The sequence below is a fragment of the Clavibacter michiganensis subsp. tessellarius genome (assembly GCF_021922985.1).
GTDB classification, from domain to species: Bacteria; Actinomycetota; Actinomycetes; order Actinomycetales; family Microbacteriaceae; genus Clavibacter; species Clavibacter tessellarius.
This window is the reverse complement of sequence record NZ_CP040788.1, coordinates 2,544,299-2,562,411: the sequence shown is the minus strand read 5'-3', so window position 1 is coordinate 2,562,411 and position 18,113 is coordinate 2,544,299. Positions and strand designations below refer to the sequence as shown.

At 74.0% G+C, this 18,113-nt stretch carries 19 protein-coding genes; 12 read left to right on the top strand and 7 right to left on the bottom strand.

Annotation, left to right across the window (positions count from 1 at the left end; all coding sequences use genetic code 11):
- Window positions 1–29: 29 nt before the first annotated feature.
- The 6 genes from FGG90_RS12110 to FGG90_RS12085 are packed head-to-tail and all read left to right on the top strand — an operon-like array spanning window position 30 to window position 8,091.
- Window positions 30–1,685: an ABC transporter substrate-binding protein gene (locus FGG90_RS12110; protein ID WP_210433025.1), complete on the top strand. Its 1,656-nt coding sequence runs from the start codon at window positions 30–32 to the stop codon at window positions 1,683–1,685.
- Window positions 1,682–2,680 (top strand): ABC transporter permease, encoded by a 999-nt coding sequence (locus FGG90_RS12105; protein WP_094126817.1) that lies wholly within the window; start codon window positions 1,682–1,684, stop codon window positions 2,678–2,680. The genes FGG90_RS12110 and FGG90_RS12105 overlap by 4 nt, the downstream gene beginning before the upstream one ends.
- Complete coding sequence (locus FGG90_RS12100; RefSeq protein WP_094126819.1) at window positions 2,677–3,582, top strand: ABC transporter permease; 906 nt, start codon at window positions 2,677–2,679, stop codon at window positions 3,580–3,582. The genes FGG90_RS12105 and FGG90_RS12100 overlap by 4 nt, the downstream gene beginning before the upstream one ends.
- The gene (locus tag FGG90_RS12095) at window positions 3,579–5,321 is read left to right on the top strand and encodes a dipeptide ABC transporter ATP-binding protein (protein ID WP_094126821.1); all 1,743 of its coding nucleotides are present in this window, start codon (window positions 3,579–3,581) and stop codon (window positions 5,319–5,321) included. Before FGG90_RS12100 ends, FGG90_RS12095 begins: the two co-directional genes overlap by 4 nt.
- Window positions 5,318–7,393 carry a CocE/NonD family hydrolase gene (locus FGG90_RS12090; RefSeq protein WP_094126823.1) on the top strand — a complete coding sequence of 692 codons (2,076 nt, stop codon included), beginning with the start codon at window positions 5,318–5,320 and terminating at the stop codon, window positions 7,391–7,393. Before FGG90_RS12095 ends, FGG90_RS12090 begins: the two co-directional genes overlap by 4 nt.
- Complete coding sequence (locus FGG90_RS12085) at window positions 7,390–8,091, top strand: TetR/AcrR family transcriptional regulator (protein ID WP_237583371.1); 702 nt, start codon at window positions 7,390–7,392, stop codon at window positions 8,089–8,091. The genes FGG90_RS12090 and FGG90_RS12085 overlap by 4 nt, the downstream gene beginning before the upstream one ends.
- A 24-nt stretch (window positions 8,092–8,115) precedes the next feature.
- Here FGG90_RS12085 and FGG90_RS12080 read toward each other — a convergent pair whose 3' ends face one another.
- Window positions 8,116–8,706: a TetR/AcrR family transcriptional regulator gene (locus tag FGG90_RS12080; protein WP_094126825.1), complete on the bottom strand. Its 591-nt coding sequence runs from the start codon at window positions 8,704–8,706 to the stop codon at window positions 8,116–8,118.
- A 77-nt stretch (window positions 8,707–8,783) separates the two neighbouring features.
- Here FGG90_RS12080 and FGG90_RS12075 point away from each other — a divergent pair, with 77 nt between their 5' ends.
- The 3 genes from FGG90_RS12075 to FGG90_RS12065 all read left to right on the top strand — a co-directional run bounded on the left by FGG90_RS12075 (window position 8,784) and on the right by FGG90_RS12065 (window position 11,453).
- Window positions 8,784–9,563, top strand: coding sequence for an oxidoreductase (locus FGG90_RS12075; RefSeq protein ID WP_094126827.1), 780 nt, complete (start codon window positions 8,784–8,786; stop codon window positions 9,561–9,563).
- 106 nt (window positions 9,564–9,669) lie between these two features.
- The gene (locus FGG90_RS12070; RefSeq protein ID WP_094126829.1) at window positions 9,670–10,629 is read left to right on the top strand and encodes an acetylxylan esterase; all 960 of its coding nucleotides are present in this window, start codon (window positions 9,670–9,672) and stop codon (window positions 10,627–10,629) included.
- Window positions 10,630–10,766: 137 nt separating this feature from the next.
- Complete coding sequence (locus FGG90_RS12065; protein ID WP_237583370.1) at window positions 10,767–11,453, top strand: hypothetical protein; 687 nt, start codon at window positions 10,767–10,769, stop codon at window positions 11,451–11,453.
- 62 nt (window positions 11,454–11,515) lie between these two features.
- Here FGG90_RS12065 and FGG90_RS12060 read toward each other — a convergent pair whose 3' ends face one another.
- The 3 genes from FGG90_RS12060 to FGG90_RS12050 all read right to left on the bottom strand — a co-directional run bounded on the left by FGG90_RS12060 (window position 11,516) and on the right by FGG90_RS12050 (window position 13,251).
- The gene (locus FGG90_RS12060; protein WP_237583369.1) at window positions 11,516–12,673 is read right to left on the bottom strand and encodes an FAD-dependent oxidoreductase; all 1,158 of its coding nucleotides are present in this window, start codon (window positions 12,671–12,673) and stop codon (window positions 11,516–11,518) included.
- Window positions 12,674–12,818: 145 nt separating this feature from the next.
- Window positions 12,819–13,013 (bottom strand): hypothetical protein, encoded by a 195-nt coding sequence (locus FGG90_RS12055; protein ID WP_094126835.1) that lies wholly within the window; start codon window positions 13,011–13,013, stop codon window positions 12,819–12,821.
- Entirely contained in the window at window positions 13,006–13,251 is a 246-nt protein-coding gene (locus FGG90_RS12050; protein ID WP_094126837.1) for a hypothetical protein, read from the bottom strand. The genes FGG90_RS12055 and FGG90_RS12050 overlap by 8 nt, the downstream gene beginning before the upstream one ends.
- 95 nt (window positions 13,252–13,346) lie before the next feature.
- On the opposite strand from FGG90_RS12050, the gene FGG90_RS12045 reads away from it, so the two are divergent.
- The 3 genes from FGG90_RS12045 to FGG90_RS12035 all read left to right on the top strand — a co-directional run bounded on the left by FGG90_RS12045 (window position 13,347) and on the right by FGG90_RS12035 (window position 14,840).
- Complete coding sequence (locus tag FGG90_RS12045; RefSeq protein WP_094126839.1) at window positions 13,347–14,006, top strand: HAD-IA family hydrolase; 660 nt, start codon at window positions 13,347–13,349, stop codon at window positions 14,004–14,006.
- A 115-nt stretch (window positions 14,007–14,121) separates the two neighbouring features.
- Complete coding sequence (locus FGG90_RS12040; protein WP_094126841.1) at window positions 14,122–14,526, top strand: DMT family transporter; 405 nt, start codon at window positions 14,122–14,124, stop codon at window positions 14,524–14,526.
- Entirely contained in the window at window positions 14,526–14,840 is a 315-nt protein-coding gene (locus FGG90_RS12035; protein WP_094126843.1) for a DMT family transporter, read from the top strand. The genes FGG90_RS12040 and FGG90_RS12035 overlap by 1 nt, the downstream gene beginning before the upstream one ends.
- A 29-nt stretch (window positions 14,841–14,869) precedes the next feature.
- Here the strand turns inward: FGG90_RS12035 and FGG90_RS12030 are convergent, their stop codons facing one another.
- From FGG90_RS12030 to FGG90_RS12020, 3 genes are read right to left on the bottom strand one after another with little or no spacing between them, the layout of a single operon-like run.
- Window positions 14,870–15,796, bottom strand: coding sequence for a carbohydrate ABC transporter permease (locus FGG90_RS12030; RefSeq protein ID WP_094126845.1), 927 nt, complete (start codon window positions 15,794–15,796; stop codon window positions 14,870–14,872).
- Window positions 15,793–16,656 carry a carbohydrate ABC transporter permease gene (locus tag FGG90_RS12025; RefSeq protein WP_094126847.1) on the bottom strand — a complete coding sequence of 288 codons (864 nt, stop codon included), beginning with the start codon at window positions 16,654–16,656 and terminating at the stop codon, window positions 15,793–15,795. Before FGG90_RS12025 ends, FGG90_RS12030 begins: the two co-directional genes overlap by 4 nt.
- A gap of 55 nt (window positions 16,657–16,711) precedes the next feature.
- Window positions 16,712–18,061, bottom strand: coding sequence for an ABC transporter substrate-binding protein (locus FGG90_RS12020; RefSeq protein ID WP_094126849.1), 1,350 nt, complete (start codon window positions 18,059–18,061; stop codon window positions 16,712–16,714).
- Window positions 18,062–18,113 lie beyond the last annotated feature (52 nt).

The following is an 18,113-nucleotide window of genomic DNA, read 5'->3' as shown; positions in this document are numbered from 1 at the left end:
CTGAACGATAACGAGGAGGGCCCGTCCCGATGCCATCGATCGTCACCACCCGCACCGCATCCGCGGACGCGAGCTCGCGCTCCATCCGCATCGTCGACCGCGCCGCGCGCCCCGACCGGCCGGCCGCGCCCAGCCGCCGTGCCGTCCTCGCGGGAACCGCCGGGATCGCCGGCCTCGGCCTGCTCGCCCTCACCGGATGCGCCACCGGCGCGAACAGCACGACCATCCCCGAGGCCGCCGCCACCGGCACCGCCGCCCGCGGGGGCCGCCTCCGCATCGCGCGGCCGGCCGCATCCGCCGCCGAGACCCTCGACTCCGCCAGCTCGCTCTCGGCGTACGAGTACCTCGGCGCCCTCTACAACCGGCTCGTGAAGCTCGACGAGAAGGGCGAGACGATCCCCGACCTCGCCGAGGAGTGGGCGGCGAGCGCCGACGGCGCCACCTGGACCTTCCGGCTCCGCCGCGGGGTGCGCTTCCATGACGGGTCGACCTTCACGGCCGCCGACGCGATCGCCTCCATCCAGCACATCCTCGACCCGGCGACGGCCTCCCCGCAGGGCGGCGTGCTCGCGGACATGATCGGGCCCGACAGCATGTCGGCTCCCGACCCGTACACGCTCCGGTTCCAGCTGCTCACCCCGAACGCGGAGTTCCCCTCGCTGCTCACGGCGTACCAGTGCTACATCGTGCCGGCCGCCGCCATCGGCACGATCGGGCGCACGGGCATCGGCACGGGGCCGTTCCGCCTCTCGTCGTTCCACCCGGCCGGATCCGGCAGCGTCGAGGCGTTCGACGACCACTTCGCCGGGCGGCCCGTGCTCGACGGCATCGACTTCTCCTCCATCCAGGACACGACGGCCCGCGTCAACGCGCTGCTCGCCGGGCAGATCGACCTCATCTCGCAGACGAACCTCGACTTCGCGACCGCCCGCGTCGTCTCGGCCTCGAGCCGGGCGACGGTCGCGCGGGTGGTGGACGCGCAGTGGTACACGATCCCGATGCTCGCCACGAGCGACGAGTTCCGGGACCCGCTCGTGCGGCAGGCGATGAAGCTCGCGTACGACCCCGAGCAGATCGTCGCCACGGCCCTGCAGGGCACCGGCACGCCGGCGCGCGACAACCCGGTGCCGCCGTCGCTCGCCGCGTTCGTGGACGTCGAGCGCCCCTACGACCCCGACCAGGCCAAGGCGCTGCTCGCGAAGGCCGGCATGGCGGGGCTCAAGACGGAGATCCACACCTCCAGCTACGAGTCGGTCTTCACGCCCATGGCCGTCACCTACCGCGACCAGGTGAAGGCCGCGGGCATCGACCTCACGGTGCGGAGCTCCTCCGCCGACTCCTACTACACGGAGATCTGGATGCAGAAGCCGCTCATGGTGAGCTACTGGTTCACCGGCCGGCCCATCGACCAGGTGCTGAACCAGATCTTCCGCACCGGGTCCTCCTACAACGAGAGCGCCTGGTCGAACCCCACGTTCGACGCGCTCCTCGACGACGCCCGCGCCACCATGGACGACGCGAAGCGGCTGATGCTCTACCAGGACGCGCAGCGGCTCGTCGTGGAGGACGGCGCCGACATGACGCCCATGTTCGGCGACCGGCTCGTCGGCATCTCGCGCGACGTCGTCAACTACCGCGAATACGGCTTCGAGTTCGACCACCTGACGATCGGGTTCCGCGCGTGACCGCGTCGCTGGCCGTCGTCCGCCGCATCGGCACGGCGCTCCTCACGATCGTGCTCGCCTCGCTGTTCGTGTTCCTCGCGGTGCAGCTGCTGCCGGGCGACGTGGCGCAGCAGCTCCTCGGGCAGAACGCGACGCCCGAGGCCGTCGCGACCCTCCGCGAGTCGCTCGGGCTCGACCGGAACGTCTGGCTCCGCTACGGCGACTGGCTCCTCGGCGCCGCGCGCGGCGACTTCGGCACCTCGCTCGTGAGCGGGGACCCGGTCGCGCCGACGCTGCTCCTCGCCTTCCGCAACAGCATGCTCATCGCGATACCGGCGATGCTCGTCGGCGTCACCGTCTCGCTCGCGCTCGGCGTGGTCGCGGGCGTCCGCCGTGGGCGCCGCATCGACTCGGTGATCAGCGTCGTGAGCCTCGTGGTGATGAGCGTGCCCGAGTTCATGGTCGCCACCGTGCTGGTGCTCGCGTTCGCCATCGCGATCCCCGTCTTCCCCGCCGTGGTGCTCCGCGGCAGCGACGCCACGGTCGCCGAGCTCCTGCCCTCGGTGGGGCTGCCGGTGATCGTGCTGACCCTCGCGATGGCCGCCTACATCGTGCGCACGATGCGGTCGTCGACCATCGACGTGATGGCGTCGGAGTTCATCACGACGGCCGAGCTCAAGGGCCTCACCACGCGGCAGGTGGTGTGGCGGCACGCCGTGCCGAGCGCCCTCCTGCCGACGCTGAACGTGGTCGCGCTCAACGTGGCGTGGCTGCTCGGCGGCGTCGTCGTGGTCGAGAACGTCTTCAACTACCCCGGCATGGGCAAGCTGATGCTCGAGTCCGTCTCCACGCGCGACCTGCCGACCATCCAGGCGATCGCCCTCCTGAGCGCCGGCGTGTACGTGGTCTGCAACCTCGCGGCCGACCTCGCCGCCCTCGCCCTCGATCCCCGGCTCCGCACGAGGCAGCGTCCCCGGCGCCTGCCGCGCGGCGCCCGACGGAAGGCCCGCGCATGACCGCCCCCGCATCCGCCCGGCCCGCCGGGTCGAGCCGTCCGACCGGCCCGACCCGCCGCATCCGCGCGTGGCTGGCGCCGCTCCGGGGATCCACGGCGCTCGCCATCGGGCTCGGGCTCATCGCGCTGCACGTGGTGCTCGCGGTGCTCGCGCCGTGGATCGCGGGGCACGATCCCGTGGTCACCGACTCCGGCGACGTGCTCTCCGGCACGACCTGGGCGCACTGGCTCGGCACCGACCAGTACGGGCGCGACATCCTCTCCCGCACGCTCAACGGCGGCCGGTACGCGCTCGTCGTGACCTTCCTCGCGACGACCATCGCGGTCGCGATCGGCACGGTCGTCGGCTGCGTCACGGCGTACGCGGACGACTGGTCCGACGAGGTCGTCATGCGCGTCGTCGACGCGCTGCTCAGCATCCCGTCGATCCTCGCGCTGCTCGTGGTGGTGACGGTGTTCGGATCCGGCCTCTGGGTCATCGTGCTCGCCGTGACCGTCGTGTACGCGCCCGCCGTGACCCGCGTGGTGCGGGGCGCCGCGCGGACCGTGATCACGCAGGACTACGTCACGGCCGCCCGCGCCCGCGGCGAGCGCCCGCTGAGCATCGTGTTCCGCGAGATCCTGCCGAACGTGCTCGACGTGGTGCTCGTGGAGTACGCGATGCGCGCGTCGTGGATCGTGCTGCTCATCTCGTCGCTCTCGTTCCTCGGCTTCGGCGCGAACCCGCCGACGCCCGACTGGGGGCTCATGGTGCAGGAGAACCGCACCGCCCTGACCGTCGTGCCCATGGGCACGCTCGCGCCGATCGTCGCGCTCGCGACCCTCGTGATCGGCCTCAACCTCAGCGCCGACGGGCTCAGCAAGTCGCTCGGCGTCGATCGCGCGCAGAAGGGGATGGCATGAGGCCCGGGACCGTCGAGGACACCCTGACCGGGGCCGTGCGCCTCGGCACCGTCGTGCGCGTCGCCGACCTGGCGATCTCGTACTCGACCGGGACCGCGGACGTGCCCGTCGTGCGCGGCGTGAGCTTCGAGATCCGCGCCGGGCGCGCGCTCGGGCTCGTCGGCGAGTCCGGCAGCGGCAAGTCGACCGTGGCCCGCACGCTCCTCGCGCACCTGCGCCGCGGATCCCGCGTCGTCGGCGGCAGCGTGGAGGTCGGCGGGGACGACGTGTTCGCCCTGTCCCCCGCCGCGACGCGCGAGCTCCGCGGCGGCACCGCGGCCGTCGTGGCGCAGAACGCCGGCCAGTCGCTCACTCCGTCCATGCGCGTGGGCCGCCAGCTCCGCGAGGCGCTCGAGAGCCACGGCCTGCCGAGCGACGACGAGAGGGTGCAGGAGCTGATCCGGCTCGTGCGCCTGCCCGACCCCGCGACCATCGTGCGCCGCTACCCGCACCAGCTGTCCGGCGGGCAGCAGCAGCGCATCGCGATCGCCATGGCCGTCGCGGCGCGCCCCCGCGTGCTGGTGCTCGACGAGCCGACCACCGCGCTCGACGTGGTGACGCAGGCGGCCGTCCTCACCCTGATCCGCGAGCTCGCGCTCGAGCTCGGCATGGCGGTGCTGCTCGTCAGCCATGACCTCGGCGTCGTCTCGACGATGGTCGACGAGATCGCCGTGATGCGCGACGGCGTCATCGTGGAGCACCGGCGGACCGCGGAGCTCTTCGCCTCGCCCGCGCATCCGTACACGCGGGAGCTCCTGGCCGCGATCCCGGGCGGCCCGCGCGCCGGATCCGCGGACGCCGCGACGCCCGCGCCCGCCCCCGTGCCGCCGGTCGTCGTCGCCGACGGCCTCGTCGTCCGCTACGGCCGCGGCCTGCCGCCCGCCGTCTCGGACGTGTCGTTCACGATCGCGCCGCGCGAGACGCTCGCCGTCGTGGGCGAGTCCGGCAGCGGCAAGACCACGCTCGCGACCGCGCTCGCCGGCCTCGTGCCCACGGAGTCCGGCACCTTCCGGTTCCAGGGCGACGGCGTCGAGGGCGACCTGACCTCCGCGGTCGCGCACCGGCCGCTCGACCTGCGCCGCGCGGTGCAGCTCGTGTTCCAGAACGCGGACACCTCGCTCAACCCCAGGCGCACCGTCGGCGCGGCCATCGCGCGGCCGCTGGAGCTGTTCACCGGCAGCGCGTCGCCGGAGCGCGTGGGCGAGATCCTCACCGAGGTGGGCCTGTCGCCGGACTTCGCCGGCCGGCTCCCCGGGCAGCTCTCCGGCGGCCAGCGGCAGCGCGTCGGGATCGCCCGGGCGCTGGCCGCGGGGCCGCAGCTGGTGATCGCCGACGAGATCACGACCGCGCTCGACGTGCGCGTGCAGGCGGAGATCCTCCAGCTGCTCGCCGACCTGCGGCGCGACAAGGGCCTCAGCTGCCTCTTCATCAGCCACGACCTCGCCGTCGTGCGCGGGGTCGCCGACCGCGTGGCCGTGATGACGGGCGGGCGCATCGTGGAGGCCGGCCCGACCGAGCGCGTGTTCGCCGGGCCGAACCACCCGTACACGCGGCAGCTGCTGGACGCGACGCTGGAGCCCGGCGCCACCGAGCTGCCGGTCGTCCAGGACGCGCGCGCCACCTGGCGCGACGCCGCGGGTGGAGGGTGGAGGGAGCTCGGCGACGGGCACCGGATCCGGGACTGGGAGGACGCACGATGACCGACGCCGCAGCGGGGACGACCGCGACCGGAGCCGACGACGGCGTGGACGGCGCCGACGTGACCGACCGCGTGACTCGTCGCGACGTCTGGATCCCGATGCCCGACGGCACGCCCCTCCACGCCCGCATCTGGTCGCGCGCGGGCGACGGGCCCGTCCCCGCGCTCCTCGAGTACCTCCCCTACCGGCTCGACGACTGGACCGCCCCGCGCGACAGCGAGCGGCACCCCTGGTACGCCGCGCACGGCTACGCGTCCATCCGCGTGGACATCCGCGGCACCGGATCCTCCGACGGCCTGTTCGTCGACGAGTACTCCGCCCAGGAGCTCGACGACGGCGTCGCGGTCATCGAGTGGATCGCCGCGCAGGACTGGTGCACGGGCGCCGTCGGCATCTTCGGGATCTCGTGGGGCGGCTTCAACGGCCTCCAGCTCGCGGGCCGCGCGCCCGAGGCGCTGAAGGCCGTCGTCACCGTGTGCTCCACCGACGACCGGTACGACAACGACGTGCACTACATGGGCGGCGCCGTGCTCGGCATCGACATGGCCGCGTGGGGCGCGACGATGTTCGCGTTCAACTCGCGGCCGCCGCGGCCCGAGGTCGTGGGCGAGGGCTGGGTGGAGCGCTGGCGCGAGCGCCTGGATCCCGGTCGGCCGATGACGCCGACCTGGCTCGCGCACCAGGAGCGCGACGCCTACTGGCGGCACGGCAGCGTGTGCGAGGACTACGCGGCCATCACCGCGCCCGTGCTCGCGGTCGGCGGGTGGGCGGATCCGTACCGCGACGCCGTGCTGCGCCTGGTGGAGAACGTGTCCGCGCCCGTGAAGGGCATCATCGGCCCGTGGTCGCACCAGTACCCGGACCGCGGCCTGACGCCGGGCCCGTCCATCGGCTTCCTGCAGGAGACGCTGCGCTGGTGGGACCGCTGGCTGAAGGGCGTCGACACCGGCGTGGAGGCGGATCCCGCGCTCCGCGCCTTCCTCAGCGACTCCGAGCCGCCCGCCACGAGCTACCCCGAGCGCACCGGGCGCTGGGTCGCCGCGCCCTCGTGGCCGCCGCCCGCGTCCGTCGCGGCCCAGCCCGTCCTGCCGCTGACCGTGTTCCACGGGCCGGCCGCCGCGGGCGACGCCGTCGTGGTCCGCTCCCCCCAGCGCACCGGCCTCGACGCCGGCCGGTTCTTCCCGTTCGGCAACGCCACCGACCTGCCGCCGGACCAGCGCGCCGAGGACGGCCTCTCGGTCTGCTTCGACCTGCTCCTCGACGAGCCGCTCGACGTGCTCGGGAACGTGCTCGTCGACCTCGCGGTCACGAGCGACCTGCCCGACGCGAACGTCGTGGTGCGGCTCTGCGACGTCGCGCCCGACGGCGCCTCCACGCTCGTGACGCGCGGCGCGCTCAACCTCAACAAGCGGATCGACCGCGCCCGGATCGACCCGATGGTCCCCGGCGAGGAGGCCGTCGTGCGCGTGCCGCTCGTCTCCACCGGCCACTCCTTCCCGGCCGGACACCGGCTGCGCATCGCGGTGTCGTCGGCGTACTGGCCGTGGATCTGGCCGCACGCCCGCGAGGCGACCCTCGCCGTCGCGCCCTCCCGCAGCGCCGTGACCCTGCCCGTCTGGACGCGCGCGGAGGACGACGGCGTGCGCTTCGAGGAGGCCGTGCAGGCGACGCCCATCGCGATCGAGCGGATCCCCGACGACTCCGGCCTGCCCGAGCGCAGCGTCTCCCACGACGTGGCGACCGGCGAGTGGACGCTCGACGTCGACCCCGGCTACGGCGGATCCCGGGTCTACCCGGACGGCCTCGTCTTCACGGAGTCGAGCCGCGAGACGTACCGGATCACCGAGGGCGACCCGACCTCGGCCGTCGCGGAGTCGCGCTGGGCCATCGGCCTCGAGCAGCCGACCTGGCGCGCGCGCCTGGAGACGACCTCGCGCGTGACCGCCGACGCGGACGCCTTCCGCGTCGTCAACACCCTTCGGGCGTGGGCGCGCGACGGCGGCCCGGACGCGCCCGAGGTGCTCGTCGCCGAGCGCGTCTTCGACGACCTCGTCCCGCGGACCTCCGCGTGACGGCGGGCACGGCGCCGGGCGCGAGCGCGCCTGCAGCGACCGCGACGGCCGCTGCCACCGCGAGCGGCGCGCGCCGCGGCGGCAAGCGCGAGAAGCCCGAGGTGCGCCGGGCGATGATCGTCGCGGCCGCCCGCGCCGTGATCCTCCGCCAGGGCCTCACCGCCACCGGCCTCCGCGACATCGCCGCCGAGGGCGACGTGTCCGTGGGCACCGTCACGTACCACTTCGCCAGCGTCGCGGAGATCCTCGACGAGGTCGTCGCGCTCGAGACCGACCGGTTCTACGCCGGGACCGTCGAGGAGGTCGACGCGGATCCGGATCCGGTGCACGGCATCCGCCTGCTGGTCGAGCCGCTGTTCGACGGCACCGACGCGTCCGAGGCGCACTGGCGGCTCTGGTCGGACTACTGGACCGCCGTCTCGCGGAAGCCCGCCCTCACGCCCGAGCGCCTCGAGCGCCTCCGCGTGTGGGAGGCGTGCCTCGTGCGCACGATCCGCCGCGGCGTCGAGGGCGGCGTCTTCCGGCAGGTGGACGCGCCCGAGGTCGCGCTCAAGCTCGCGGCCTACAGCGACGGCATCGCGACGCAGCTGTCCCAGAAGGTGCCGGGCCTCGACACCGCGCGGGCGCTCGAGTGGATCTGGACCCTCCTCGACGCGGAGCTCGCCGATCCCGCCGCCGGGACATCGCTGTTCCGCTGAGGCGCCCTGACCGCCGTGGTCGCCTCACGCACCTGCCGGGTGGAGGGCGATGCCCGCGATCGCGGCGTCCGCGATGCGGTTGCGCCTGACGGGATCGACCCCCGCCTCGGCGAGCGCCTCGAGACCCCGATGCGTGGCCAGGATCACCCCGCCGAGGGCCTCGGCGTCGGCGGACGGATCCACGAGACCTGCGCGCTGCGCCTGCTCGACGAGCCGGCGGCAGCTGTCGAGCAGCCCGTCGAACGCGGCGAGGGAGCGCGCCGCGATGGCGTCGTCCGCCCAGGCGAGCTCAGCGGTCCCCTTCGCCAGGAGGCAGTCGCGCCGCGAGGCGTCGTCCTCCGGCGAGCGCAGCCACGCGCGCAGCCGAGCGAGCGCCTGATCCTCCGGTCCCTCCACGAGCGCGGCCACACCGCCGCCCGCCTCGGTGCAGTACTCGTCGAACACCCTCGCGAAGAGGGCCTCCTTGTCCCCGAACGCCCCGTACAGGCTGCCCTTGCTGAGGCCGGTCACGCGGGACAGCTCGTCCACCGAGGTGCCGTGGTATCCGGTCTCCGTGAACCGCTGGCGCACCGCCACCAGCACGTCCTGCTCGTCGAACTTCCGAGGTCGCGCCATGGGCTGATCCTACGGGATTCCGGACTTTCGGTCCATAACTTCTGAACTTCCAGTCCAGAACCGATAGCGTGACCGGCATGACCTCATACAGGACCCCAGCCGCGACCACCGAGTTCGCCGGGAAGCGCGCCATCGTGACGGGCGGCTCGGGCGGCATCGGCGCGGCGATCGTGCAGCGGCTGCTCGACGGCGGAGCCACCGTCGTAGCCGCCGCACGCAGCGCGACCGCCGAGACGCCCGCGGGCGCCACCTTCATCGCCGGCGACATCAGCACCGTCGACGGCGTGCGGACCCTCGCCGCGGCCACGCTCGACGCGCTCGGCGGCGTCGACATCGTCGTCAACAACGCGGGCGCCGCGCGCTTCCACGTCGGCGGCATCGGCACGATCCCCGACGAGGAGTGGGTCGACGCGCTCGCCCTCAACTACCTCTCCGCGGTGCGGGTCACCCACGCCCTGCTGCCCGCGCTCCACGATGCCGGGGCGGGCAGCGCGATCATCAACATCTCGTCCACGGCAGCCCTCGACGCGGCCCCGCAGCTGGCCCACTATGGCGCCGCCAAAGCCGCCCTCGTCGCGTACGGGAGGGCGCTGGCCTCCGAGCTCGCGCCCTCGGGGATCCGCGTCGCCACCATCACCCCCGGCAACGTCCTCACCCCCGGCGCCGACGCGATCCGCCAGGACCTCGCCGACGCCCTGGGCGTCCCGCTCGAGGCCACCACCGCGGACACCCCGCTGGGGCGCCCGGGAGACCCGCGGGACATCGCGGAGGCGGTGGCATTCCTCGCGTCGGACCGCGCACAGTGGATCACCGGGTCGAACCTCGTCGTCGACGGCGGAGAGCTCTCCCGCCCCTAGGCCCGAGCGGCGTGCAGGGCGGCCGCGCCGCGGCCATGATGGGCGAGGCGGCGTCGCCCGAGCACGGGCGCGGCCGCCGATCCCGCACGCAGCCCCCGGAGGACCCATGCTCATCGAACCCGTCGACGCCGCCCGCGCCCACGTCAGCAGCCACGTCGACCCCGAGGACTTCGACGCCTTCTGGGCCGACACCCTCGCGGAGGCCGGGCAGCACGACCTCGACGTGCGCCTCGCGCCGGTGGAGACCGACCTCGCGCTGGTCGACGTGCAGGACGTGACCTTCGCCGGATCCGGCGGCACCGACGTGCGCGCCTGGCTCCGCACCCCCGCGGGCGCCACCGGCCCGCTGCCCACGGTCGTCTCCTACGTCGGCTACGGCGGCGGGCGGGGACGCGCCGAGGAGACCCTGATCTACGCCGCCGCCGGCTTCGCGCACCTGCAGATGGACACCCGCGGCCAGGGCTCGTACTGGAGCGCCGGCGACACGGCCGACCACGGGGAGGCCGGACCCGCGATCCCTGGCTTCATGACCCGCGGCATCGCCTCCCGCGAGACCTACTACTACCGTCGCCTCTTCACCGACGCGGTGCGCGCGGTCGACGTCGCCCGCTCGCTCGACGTCGTGGATCCGGCGCGCATCGCCGTGCAGGGCGGCAGCCAGGGCGGCGGCATGGCCCTCGCGGTCGCGGGCCTCCGCGACGACCTGGCGGCCGTCTCCGCCTACGTGCCGTTCCTCTGCGACATCGAGCGGGCCACGCACATCACCGACGCGTACCCGTACCACGAGGTCGTCGACTACCTGAAGACGCACCGGGGCCGCGGCGAGGACGTGCACGCCGTGCTGCGGTACTTCGACGGCGTCGCGTTCTCGCGTCGCGCGACCGCGCCCGCGCGCTTCTCGGTCGGGCTGATGGACGCGACCTGCCCGCCCTCCACCGTCTACGGCGCGTTCAACGCCTACGCGGGCGAGAAGGAGATCGTCGAGTGGGAGTACAACGGCCACGACGGCGGCGGCATCGACGACGAGCTCGGAACGCTCGCGTTCCTGCGGCGGCGGATGGGGTGACGCGGGCACGCCCCGATCCGGGGGCCGATCCGGGCGCGGATCCGGTCGCGGATGGGGGCGCCACCCGCCCCGGGGTCGGCGGTTCCGCGTAGCCTGAGAGCACCTCGCCGGTGGAGCGAGCGGACCGGGAGGACGTCATGCCCCGGCCCCGCATCCGCCCCGCGAAGCCCGGCAGGAGCAGCAAGCCCGGGCCCCCGCCGCCGTCCGTCGCGGCGCGCGTGGCCGCGGATCCGGCGCAGAAGGAGGTCCTCGTCGAGGAGGCCCTGCTGCTCGTGGGCGTGGCGCTCCGGCTGCAGATGGAGAACCTGATCATCCTGCGCACGCTGCGGGAGCGGCGCGCGTTCGACGAGGAGTCGCTCATCGAGGCGCTCCGCGGCGAGCTCGCGGAGCTCACGGGCGAGAAGCGCGGCGAGGCCGAGCGGCTGCGCATGGCCACCGAGCGCGCGGCGCTGCGCGACGGCAAGGGCCGGCGGCCCGACGACTACCGCGAGGGCGACGTGCCGGGGCTCCGGCTCCGGGCCGAGATCGCGGAGGAGATCGTGGAGCGGCTCGGCGCGCTGTCGCGGGACCCGGATGCGCTGCGCGAGGTGCTGGTCATCGCGCGCGACTCGGCGCTCGAGCAGATCGTGCGCGCGCGGCTGAGCCCGCAGCTCCTGCCCGGCGCGTTCCCCGAGGAGGGCCGCGACGACCGGGTCGGCGAGCTACGCGACGAGCTCGCGCGGCTGGCGGCGGAGCGGGAGCGGGCCGAGGAGCGCGCGGGGGCGCGGGATCCGGCGCGGAGCCGTGCGCGGACCCCGGCGCGGGGGCGACCGCAGAAGGTGTGACGCGACGGCGTCCGGATGCGGGTGCCGCCCACGGACGCCGGTGCCGCGCGCGCCTCCGCCGCTCAGGGCGCGAACGCGAACCGCGGCTCCACGCGCTCGCCGGTCGCCGCATCCGCCGCGAGGCTGCCGATGAGCGGCGCGAACTTGGCGCCGTGGCCGGAGCAGGGCGAGACGATCGTGATGCCCTCCATCCGGTCGATCACGAAGTCCTCGCTCGGCGTGCTCGTGAAGAGGCACGTCGTCTCGGCGTAGGGCACCGGGTCCACGCCCGGGAGGTTGCGGCGCGCCCAGTCGACGACGCGGGCGCGGTTGGCGGGATCGACGCGGCCGTCCTGGTGGGCGGCCGACGGGATCACGCGGCCGCCGTCGAACTCGGCGACCTTGTGGCCGCGGCCCTCCACGTCGCGTCCGCCGGGCAGCGCGTAGACCTGCATGCGCTCGTCCATGTGGATGGAGGTGGGCACGGGCGGTGCGGGCGGGCCGTCGACATGCGGACTCCGCCGATACGGACTCCGCCGATACGGGAAGTGGAACACCTGCTCCTGCCGCACGCGCAGCGGCGGGATGCGGTCGAGGGCGGCGCGCGGGAGCGGCAGCGCGGCCAGGAGCTCGGGGAGCCAGCCGCCGGCGCCCACCACCACGCTGTCGCCGTCGACGTGCCGGCCGTCGTCGGAGGTCACCCGGAAGCCCGCGCCGACGCGCTCGACGGACGCGGCCGTCCAGCCCTCGCGCACGACGGCGCCGTGCGCGACGGCCAGGTCGAGCATCGTGCGCACCGCGACCTCGGCGTCGACCACGCCCGCGGCCGGATGCCAGAGCACGTCGGAGTCGAAGGAGAGCGCGGGCCAGCGGTCCTCGGCCTCGCGCGCGGACATCAGCTCGTGGTCGATCCCGACGCGCTCGAGCACGCGCGCGAGCTCGGCCGGGCGGCGCACGAGGCCGGAGTCGACGGATCCGGTCGGCGTCACGATGCGCGCGCCCGTGGTGCGCTCGAGGCGGTCCCAGAGCACGCGGGCGTCGCGCATCAGGCGCACGTAGAAGGGGTCGGCGTAGGCGTAGCGGAGGATGCGGGCGGATCCGTGCGAGCTGCCGCGCATGCTCGCCGGCCGGTCGCGCTCGAGCACCGTGACCTCGTGCCCGCGGCTCGCGAGCTGCCACGCGGTGGCCGCCCCGGCGAGCCCGGCGCCGATGACCACGTGGTGCGCTGCGCGCGCCCTCACCGTGATCCCCGCATCGGTCCAGGGTACGGGCGCGCGTCTCCCGCGACCGGGGTCGGCGGGAGCCGTAAGCGGTGGCGCGGACCTCGGTGCGGGAGCCGGGCGGGCTCCGCTCGGAAGGGGTGGTGCGTGAGCCGGGCGGGAGCGCCTAGAGCAGGAACACGCGGATCAGGCCGGTCACGACGTAGCCGGCCGCGAAGACGCCGGTGATCACGAGGGTGCGGCGCGAGGGCCGCTCCTCCGTGCGCATGCGCCGAGCGGCGAGGCGCACGACCATCACCAGGGCGCCGAGCGCGAAGACGAGGTACGCCACGAGCACGGCCTTCTCGACCGCGTCACCCACGGGCCCGCCTCCGCTGCCGCATCGCGCGCACGGCGGCCCAGCCGAGACCGGCGAGGCCGAACAGCACGAAGATCCCGGCGTAGAGCCAGGCCGGGGCATCCCAGCGGAAGCCGCCCTCCGTCGACAGGTCGGGCACGAGCCCCACGATCAGCAGCCCGAGCATCAGCGTGAAGGCCGAGATGCCCGTGAGCGTGCGGACCTTGCCGGCCTCGGCCTCGTCCGTGTCACCCGCGCCCATGCCGCCTCCGCCCGCGCCGCGTCGGATCGCGGCCTCCCCTCCATCGTGGCCGACCGGGGAGCGCCCGGCTGCCACCCGTCCGGGAGGATGGACGCATGTCCTCCCCCGTCACGCTCACCGCCCGCGCGCTCCTCCTCGACATGGACGGGACGCTCGTCGACTCCACCGCGCTCGTGGAGGAGATCTGGACGATGCTCGCCCGCCGCTTCGGCCACGACCCCGCCGACCTGATGCGGCGGATCCACGGCGTGCGCGCCGCCGACAGCATCGCCCGGTTCGCGCCCGCCGGCAGCGACGTGCCCGCGCTCCTCGCCGAGCTCGACCGGCTCGAGCTCGACGGCAGCCCCGCGACGGTGGAGATCCCCGGCGCCCGCGACCTCGTGGCCGCGCTGCCCGCCGGATCCCACGCCCTCGTCACGAGCGCCGGCCCGGCCCTCGCGCGGGCCCGGCTCGCCGGCGCCGGGATCCGCGTGCCCGACGTCGTGGTCTCGGCCGACGACGTGACCGCCGGCAAGCCCGACCCCTCCGGCTACCTGCTCGCGGCCGAGCGCCTGGGCGTGGATCCCGCGGACGCGATCGTCTACGAGGACGCCGAGGCCGGCATCCGCGCGGGCCTCGCCGCGGGCATGCGCGTGGTCGTCGTCGGCGACCACGCGAGCGACGCCACCGTCGGCCTCCCCCGCGTCCGCGACCACCGCGGCACGACGGTCGAGGCGCGCGACGGGGTCCTCACGCTCACGCTCCCCGGCGCCTGATCCGGCCCGACCTGCGTGCGCGCCGCGAGCTCCATGGCAGTCGCGCCCGAGATTCGGCCATCTGGCCCAATCCCTCCTACGGTGATCCCATGAACCCCTTCCCCCGGACCGCCTCGTGAGGTGGCTCCTGCTCGGCGGCGCCATCGCCTCCGAGGTGACCGCCTCCCTCGCCCTCCAGGCCGCCGTCGACGTGCCGGGCTGGTACGCGCTCGTCGTCGTCGGCTACCTCGTCGCCTTCGGCTTCCTCACGCGCGTGCTGAAGGCGGGCATGGCCGTCGGCGTCGCGTACGGGATCTGGGGCGCGGCCGGCGTCGCCCTCACGGCCGTCGGCGCGACCGCGCTCTTCGGCCAGCCGCTCACCGGCCCGATGATCGCCGGGCTCGTGCTGATCGTCGCCGGCGTGCTCCTCGTGGAGCTCGGCTCGCAGCGCGCGCACGCGGCGAGGGCGGCCGGCGACGCCCGGGCGGCTGGCGACGGCGACGCGAGCGCATCCGCACCCACCCCCGGCACGGCCCGCTGATGGCCTGGCTGCTGCTCGCGATCGCCATCGTCACCGAGGTCGCCGCGACGATCTCCCTCAAGCTCGCGACCGACGGCCGCCGCCGCTGGTACGCGGTCGTCGCGGTCGGCTACGTCACGGCCTTCTCGATGCTCGCCGGCGCCCTCTCGCTCGGCCTGCCGATCGGCGTCGCCTACGGGATCTGGGCGGCCACGGGTGTGGCCCTCACCGCGATCCTCGGCCGGATCCTCTTCCGCGACCCGCTCACCCGCACCATGGTCGCGGGCGTCGCGCTCATCATCGGCGGGGTGCTGCTCATCGAGCTCGGCCACTGACGGCGGCGCGGCGGAGAGCCGCCCGGGCGTCAGCCCTTGACCGCTCCCCCGCCGAGCCCCGCCACGAGGTACTTCCGCGCGAACACCGCGATGAGGACCACCGGGATCACGAGCGCGATGCTCGCCGCGGCGAGCGTCTGGTACGTCGAGATGTCGTCGGCGCCCTTCTGCGCGGCGATGAACACCGGGATCGTGACGGCCTGGTTCTGCGTGAGCGTCAGCGCCACGAGGTACTCCTGGAACGCGACCAGCAGCGTGAAGACGCCCGCGGTCACCAGCCCCGGCCCCATGAGCGGCACGATCACGCGGCGGAACGCGCCGAAGCGACTGCAGCCGTCGATCATCGCGGCCTCGTCGAGCTCGGTCGGGATGTCGCGGAAGAACCCGACGAGCAGCAGCAGCGTGAACGGCATGTTCACCGCCACGAGCGCGGCGACCAGCGCGATCTTGGTGTCGTAGATCCCGAGCGCCTGGCTCATCTCGTAGAACGGCAGCACCACGGCGAACCGCGGGATGGTCCGCAGCACGACGGCGAGCACCAGCAGGATCGGCCCGACGACGCCGGCGTACCGCGCGAACGCGTACGCGGCGGGCGCGCCCACGACCAGCGCCACCACGACCGTGAGCCCGGCGACGATGAACGTGTTGACGAGCACCTCGGCGAACAGCGTGCCGCGCCACAGCTCGACGAAGGAGTCGAGGCGCGGCTCGAAGATCCACGTCGGCGGGTTCGTGAAGGCGTCGCGGAACGGCTTGATCGCGGTGAGCAGCGCCCACAGGAACGGGCTGAGCGAGACGAGCACGACCACGAGGAGCGCGGCGCCGGCCCACAGCGAGCCGATGCGCTCGCGGCGACGGCGCTCCCGCGCGGTGAGCGTGCGCCCGGATCCGGTGGGGCGGCCGTCGCGCGGGAGCCGCGTGCGGCCGGTGGGCACGAGCGGGGTGGATGCGGTCATGCGGCCCGCGCCCCCTTCCAGGTCTGTCGGAGGAACGGGATCAGCAGCACGAGCGTGATGACGATGGTGACCACGTTCACCGCGCTCGCCACCCCCAGCCGGTACGACTCCCCGAGGGCCACCTGGTACACGAACACCATGAGCGACTCGGTGCCGACGCTGCCGGCGGCCGGGGTGATGATCCGGATCGAGTCGAACACCTTGAGGCTGTCCATCAGGCTGATCAGCGTCACGAACGAGAACAGCGGCGCGAGCAGCGGCACGATCATGTACCGCTGGCGCTGCCACCAGCCGGCGCCGTCGAGCTGCGCGGCCTCGAGCGGCTCCTCCGGGAGCGTCTGGAGCCCGGCGAGCAGCACGAGGATCACGAACGGCGTCTCGTGCCAGAGCGCGTGCAGGCCGATGAGCACGCGGGCGGGCCCGGTCTCCGTCAGCCAGTCCACGTGGATCCCGAACACGGCGAGCCCCTGGTTCACGACGCCGCCGAAGATGTCGTTGAAGAGCCAGGAGAAGTTGAGCGCGCCGATCACGGTCGGCACCACGTAGCTCGCCATGAGGAGACCGAGGATCACCATCCGCCCGCGCTCGATGCGGTTCAGCAGCAGCGCGATGCCGTAGCCCACGATGAGCTTCGCGATCGTCATGACGATCGCGTAGGTGATCGTGAACGCGGCGTCGCGCCCGAAGCGGCGGTCGGTGAAGATCTCGACGTAGTTCGCGAGGCCGGTGAAGACGCCCGGTTGGCCCACCGGCACGTTCTGGAAGCTCCAGACGAGCGTGGTGATCAGCGGCACGATCAGCAGCCCCGCCATCAGGATGATGGCGGGGGCCGTGAACGCGGCGAAGGTCTTGAGCCTCATGCCCGGGGGCCGGGGCCGGATGCGCGGGCGTCGCCGCGCGTGCCGGGTCCGCGCATCAGGGCGCGAAGCCCGCCGTGGCGATGGCCTGGACGGCCGCCGCCTGCAGCTGTGCGGCGCCGTCGGCCGAGGACAGCGTGCCGTCGACGACCTGCGCCAGGATCGGCGCCATCGCGGCGAACACGTCGGACATGTACGGCACGAGCGGCAGGCCGTTCGGCTTCTCGCTCTCGAGCACGTCGCGCGCGGCCTCCTCGAACGGGAGGTCGGCGGCCTGCGCCTGCGTGGTGCGGGCCGGGATCGTGGCCTTGGCGGCCTCGGTCGCGGCGTCGGCGCCGGTCGCGACGCCGAGCAGGTCGAAGAGGAGGTCCTTGTCGACCTTCGAGTTCGCGGCGATGGAGAGGCCGTCGACCGAGAGGCTCGTGGCGGGGGTGCCGCCCTCCTGCACGGCGGGCGGCACGGCGAACGCGAACTTGTCGAAGTTCTCGGTCTGCCCCTCGTCGAGGAGCGCGGAGACGCGGCCGGCGAACAGCATCGACATGGCGGCCTGACCGGTCTGCAGCTGCGTGATGACCTCGGGCGACGACCACGACGTCGACTGCGAGCTCATCTGCTGGTACGTGGCGCGGAGGGTGTCGAGCGCCTGGACGGACTCGGGGCTGTCGAGCGTCGGGGTCGCGGATCCGTCCTCGAACCACGTGCCGCCGAGCGAGCCGAGGTACTGGTTGTAGGCGCTCGAGTTGTCGCCGGCCGCGTTGAACGGGAGGGCCAGCGGGTTCGCCATGCCGGTCTCGGTGCGGATCCTGTCGGCCGCCGCGTACATCTCCTCGAAAGTGGTCGGCACCGCGATGTCGAGGTCGGAGAGGATGTCCTCGCGGTAGATGAAGATGATCGTGCCCCAGAAGGTGGGGATGCCGACCTGCTTCCCGTCGTACTGCAGCGACTCCAGCAGCGTCGGGTCGATGTCGTCGATGCCGAGCTCGTCGCCCGCGTCGGCGATGCGGTCGTCGAGCGGGTCGATCCAGCCGCGCTCCGCGTAGAGCGGGTAGACGGTGCCGTAGACCTCGACGAGGTCGTAGCTCGGATTGGCGCCCGACATGGACTGCACGGCGCGCTGGTTCTGGCCGCCGAAGTCGGTGGTGGGGGCGTTCACCGTGAGGTTGCCGCCCGTGCAGCCGGTGGCGATCGCGTCGGTGAAGGGGTTCGTCGACGGGCTGTTGTACGAGAGCACGTTGACCGTGGTCTTCGCGTCGGGCTGCGGGATGTCGCAGGCGACGCCCGCTCCTCCCACGTCGGCGCCGGCGCCGCAGCCGGTGAGGGCGACGGTGGCGGCGGCCACGGCGGCGCCAAGGGCCAGGCGGATCGGGCGGCGTCGCCGGCGGGTGGTCGGGGTGGCGGTGTCGCGCATCGGAGTCCTTCGGGGTGCGGGTCGCGGGTGGCGACGGGTCGAGGAGGATGCA

What these genes read in the sequence shown, in the direction of transcription:
- FGG90_RS12080 (WP_094126825.1), bottom strand. Translation starts at nt 8,706, where the DNA reads ATGGCGCGACCTCGGAAGTTCGACGAGCAGGACGTGCTGGTGGCGGTG.
- FGG90_RS12100 (WP_094126819.1), top strand. Translation starts at nt 2,677, where the DNA reads ATGACCGCCCCCGCATCCGCCCGGCCCGCCGGGTCGAGCCGTCCGACC.
- FGG90_RS12050 (WP_094126837.1), bottom strand. Translation starts at nt 13,251, where the DNA reads ATGGGCGCGGGTGACACGGACGAGGCCGAGGCCGGCAAGGTCCGCACG.
- FGG90_RS12030 (WP_094126845.1), bottom strand. Translation starts at nt 15,796, where the DNA reads ATGACCGCATCCACCCCGCTCGTGCCCACCGGCCGCACGCGGCTCCCG.
- FGG90_RS12020 (WP_094126849.1), bottom strand. Translation starts at nt 18,061, where the DNA reads ATGCGCGACACCGCCACCCCGACCACCCGCCGGCGACGCCGCCCGATC.
- FGG90_RS12075 (WP_094126827.1), top strand. Translation starts at nt 8,784, where the DNA reads ATGACCTCATACAGGACCCCAGCCGCGACCACCGAGTTCGCCGGGAAG.
- FGG90_RS12025 (WP_094126847.1), bottom strand. Translation starts at nt 16,656, where the DNA reads ATGAGGCTCAAGACCTTCGCCGCGTTCACGGCCCCCGCCATCATCCTG.
- FGG90_RS12035 (WP_094126843.1), top strand. Translation starts at nt 14,526, where the DNA reads ATGGCCTGGCTGCTGCTCGCGATCGCCATCGTCACCGAGGTCGCCGCG.
- FGG90_RS12045 (WP_094126839.1), top strand. Translation starts at nt 13,347, where the DNA reads ATGTCCTCCCCCGTCACGCTCACCGCCCGCGCGCTCCTCCTCGACATG.
- FGG90_RS12065 (WP_237583370.1), top strand. Translation starts at nt 10,767, where the DNA reads ATGCCCCGGCCCCGCATCCGCCCCGCGAAGCCCGGCAGGAGCAGCAAG.
- FGG90_RS12110 (WP_210433025.1), top strand. Translation starts at nt 30, where the DNA reads ATGCCATCGATCGTCACCACCCGCACCGCATCCGCGGACGCGAGCTCG.
- FGG90_RS12090 (WP_094126823.1), top strand. Translation starts at nt 5,318, where the DNA reads ATGACCGACGCCGCAGCGGGGACGACCGCGACCGGAGCCGACGACGGC.
- FGG90_RS12070 (WP_094126829.1), top strand. Translation starts at nt 9,670, where the DNA reads ATGCTCATCGAACCCGTCGACGCCGCCCGCGCCCACGTCAGCAGCCAC.
- FGG90_RS12095 (WP_094126821.1), top strand. Translation starts at nt 3,579, where the DNA reads ATGAGGCCCGGGACCGTCGAGGACACCCTGACCGGGGCCGTGCGCCTC.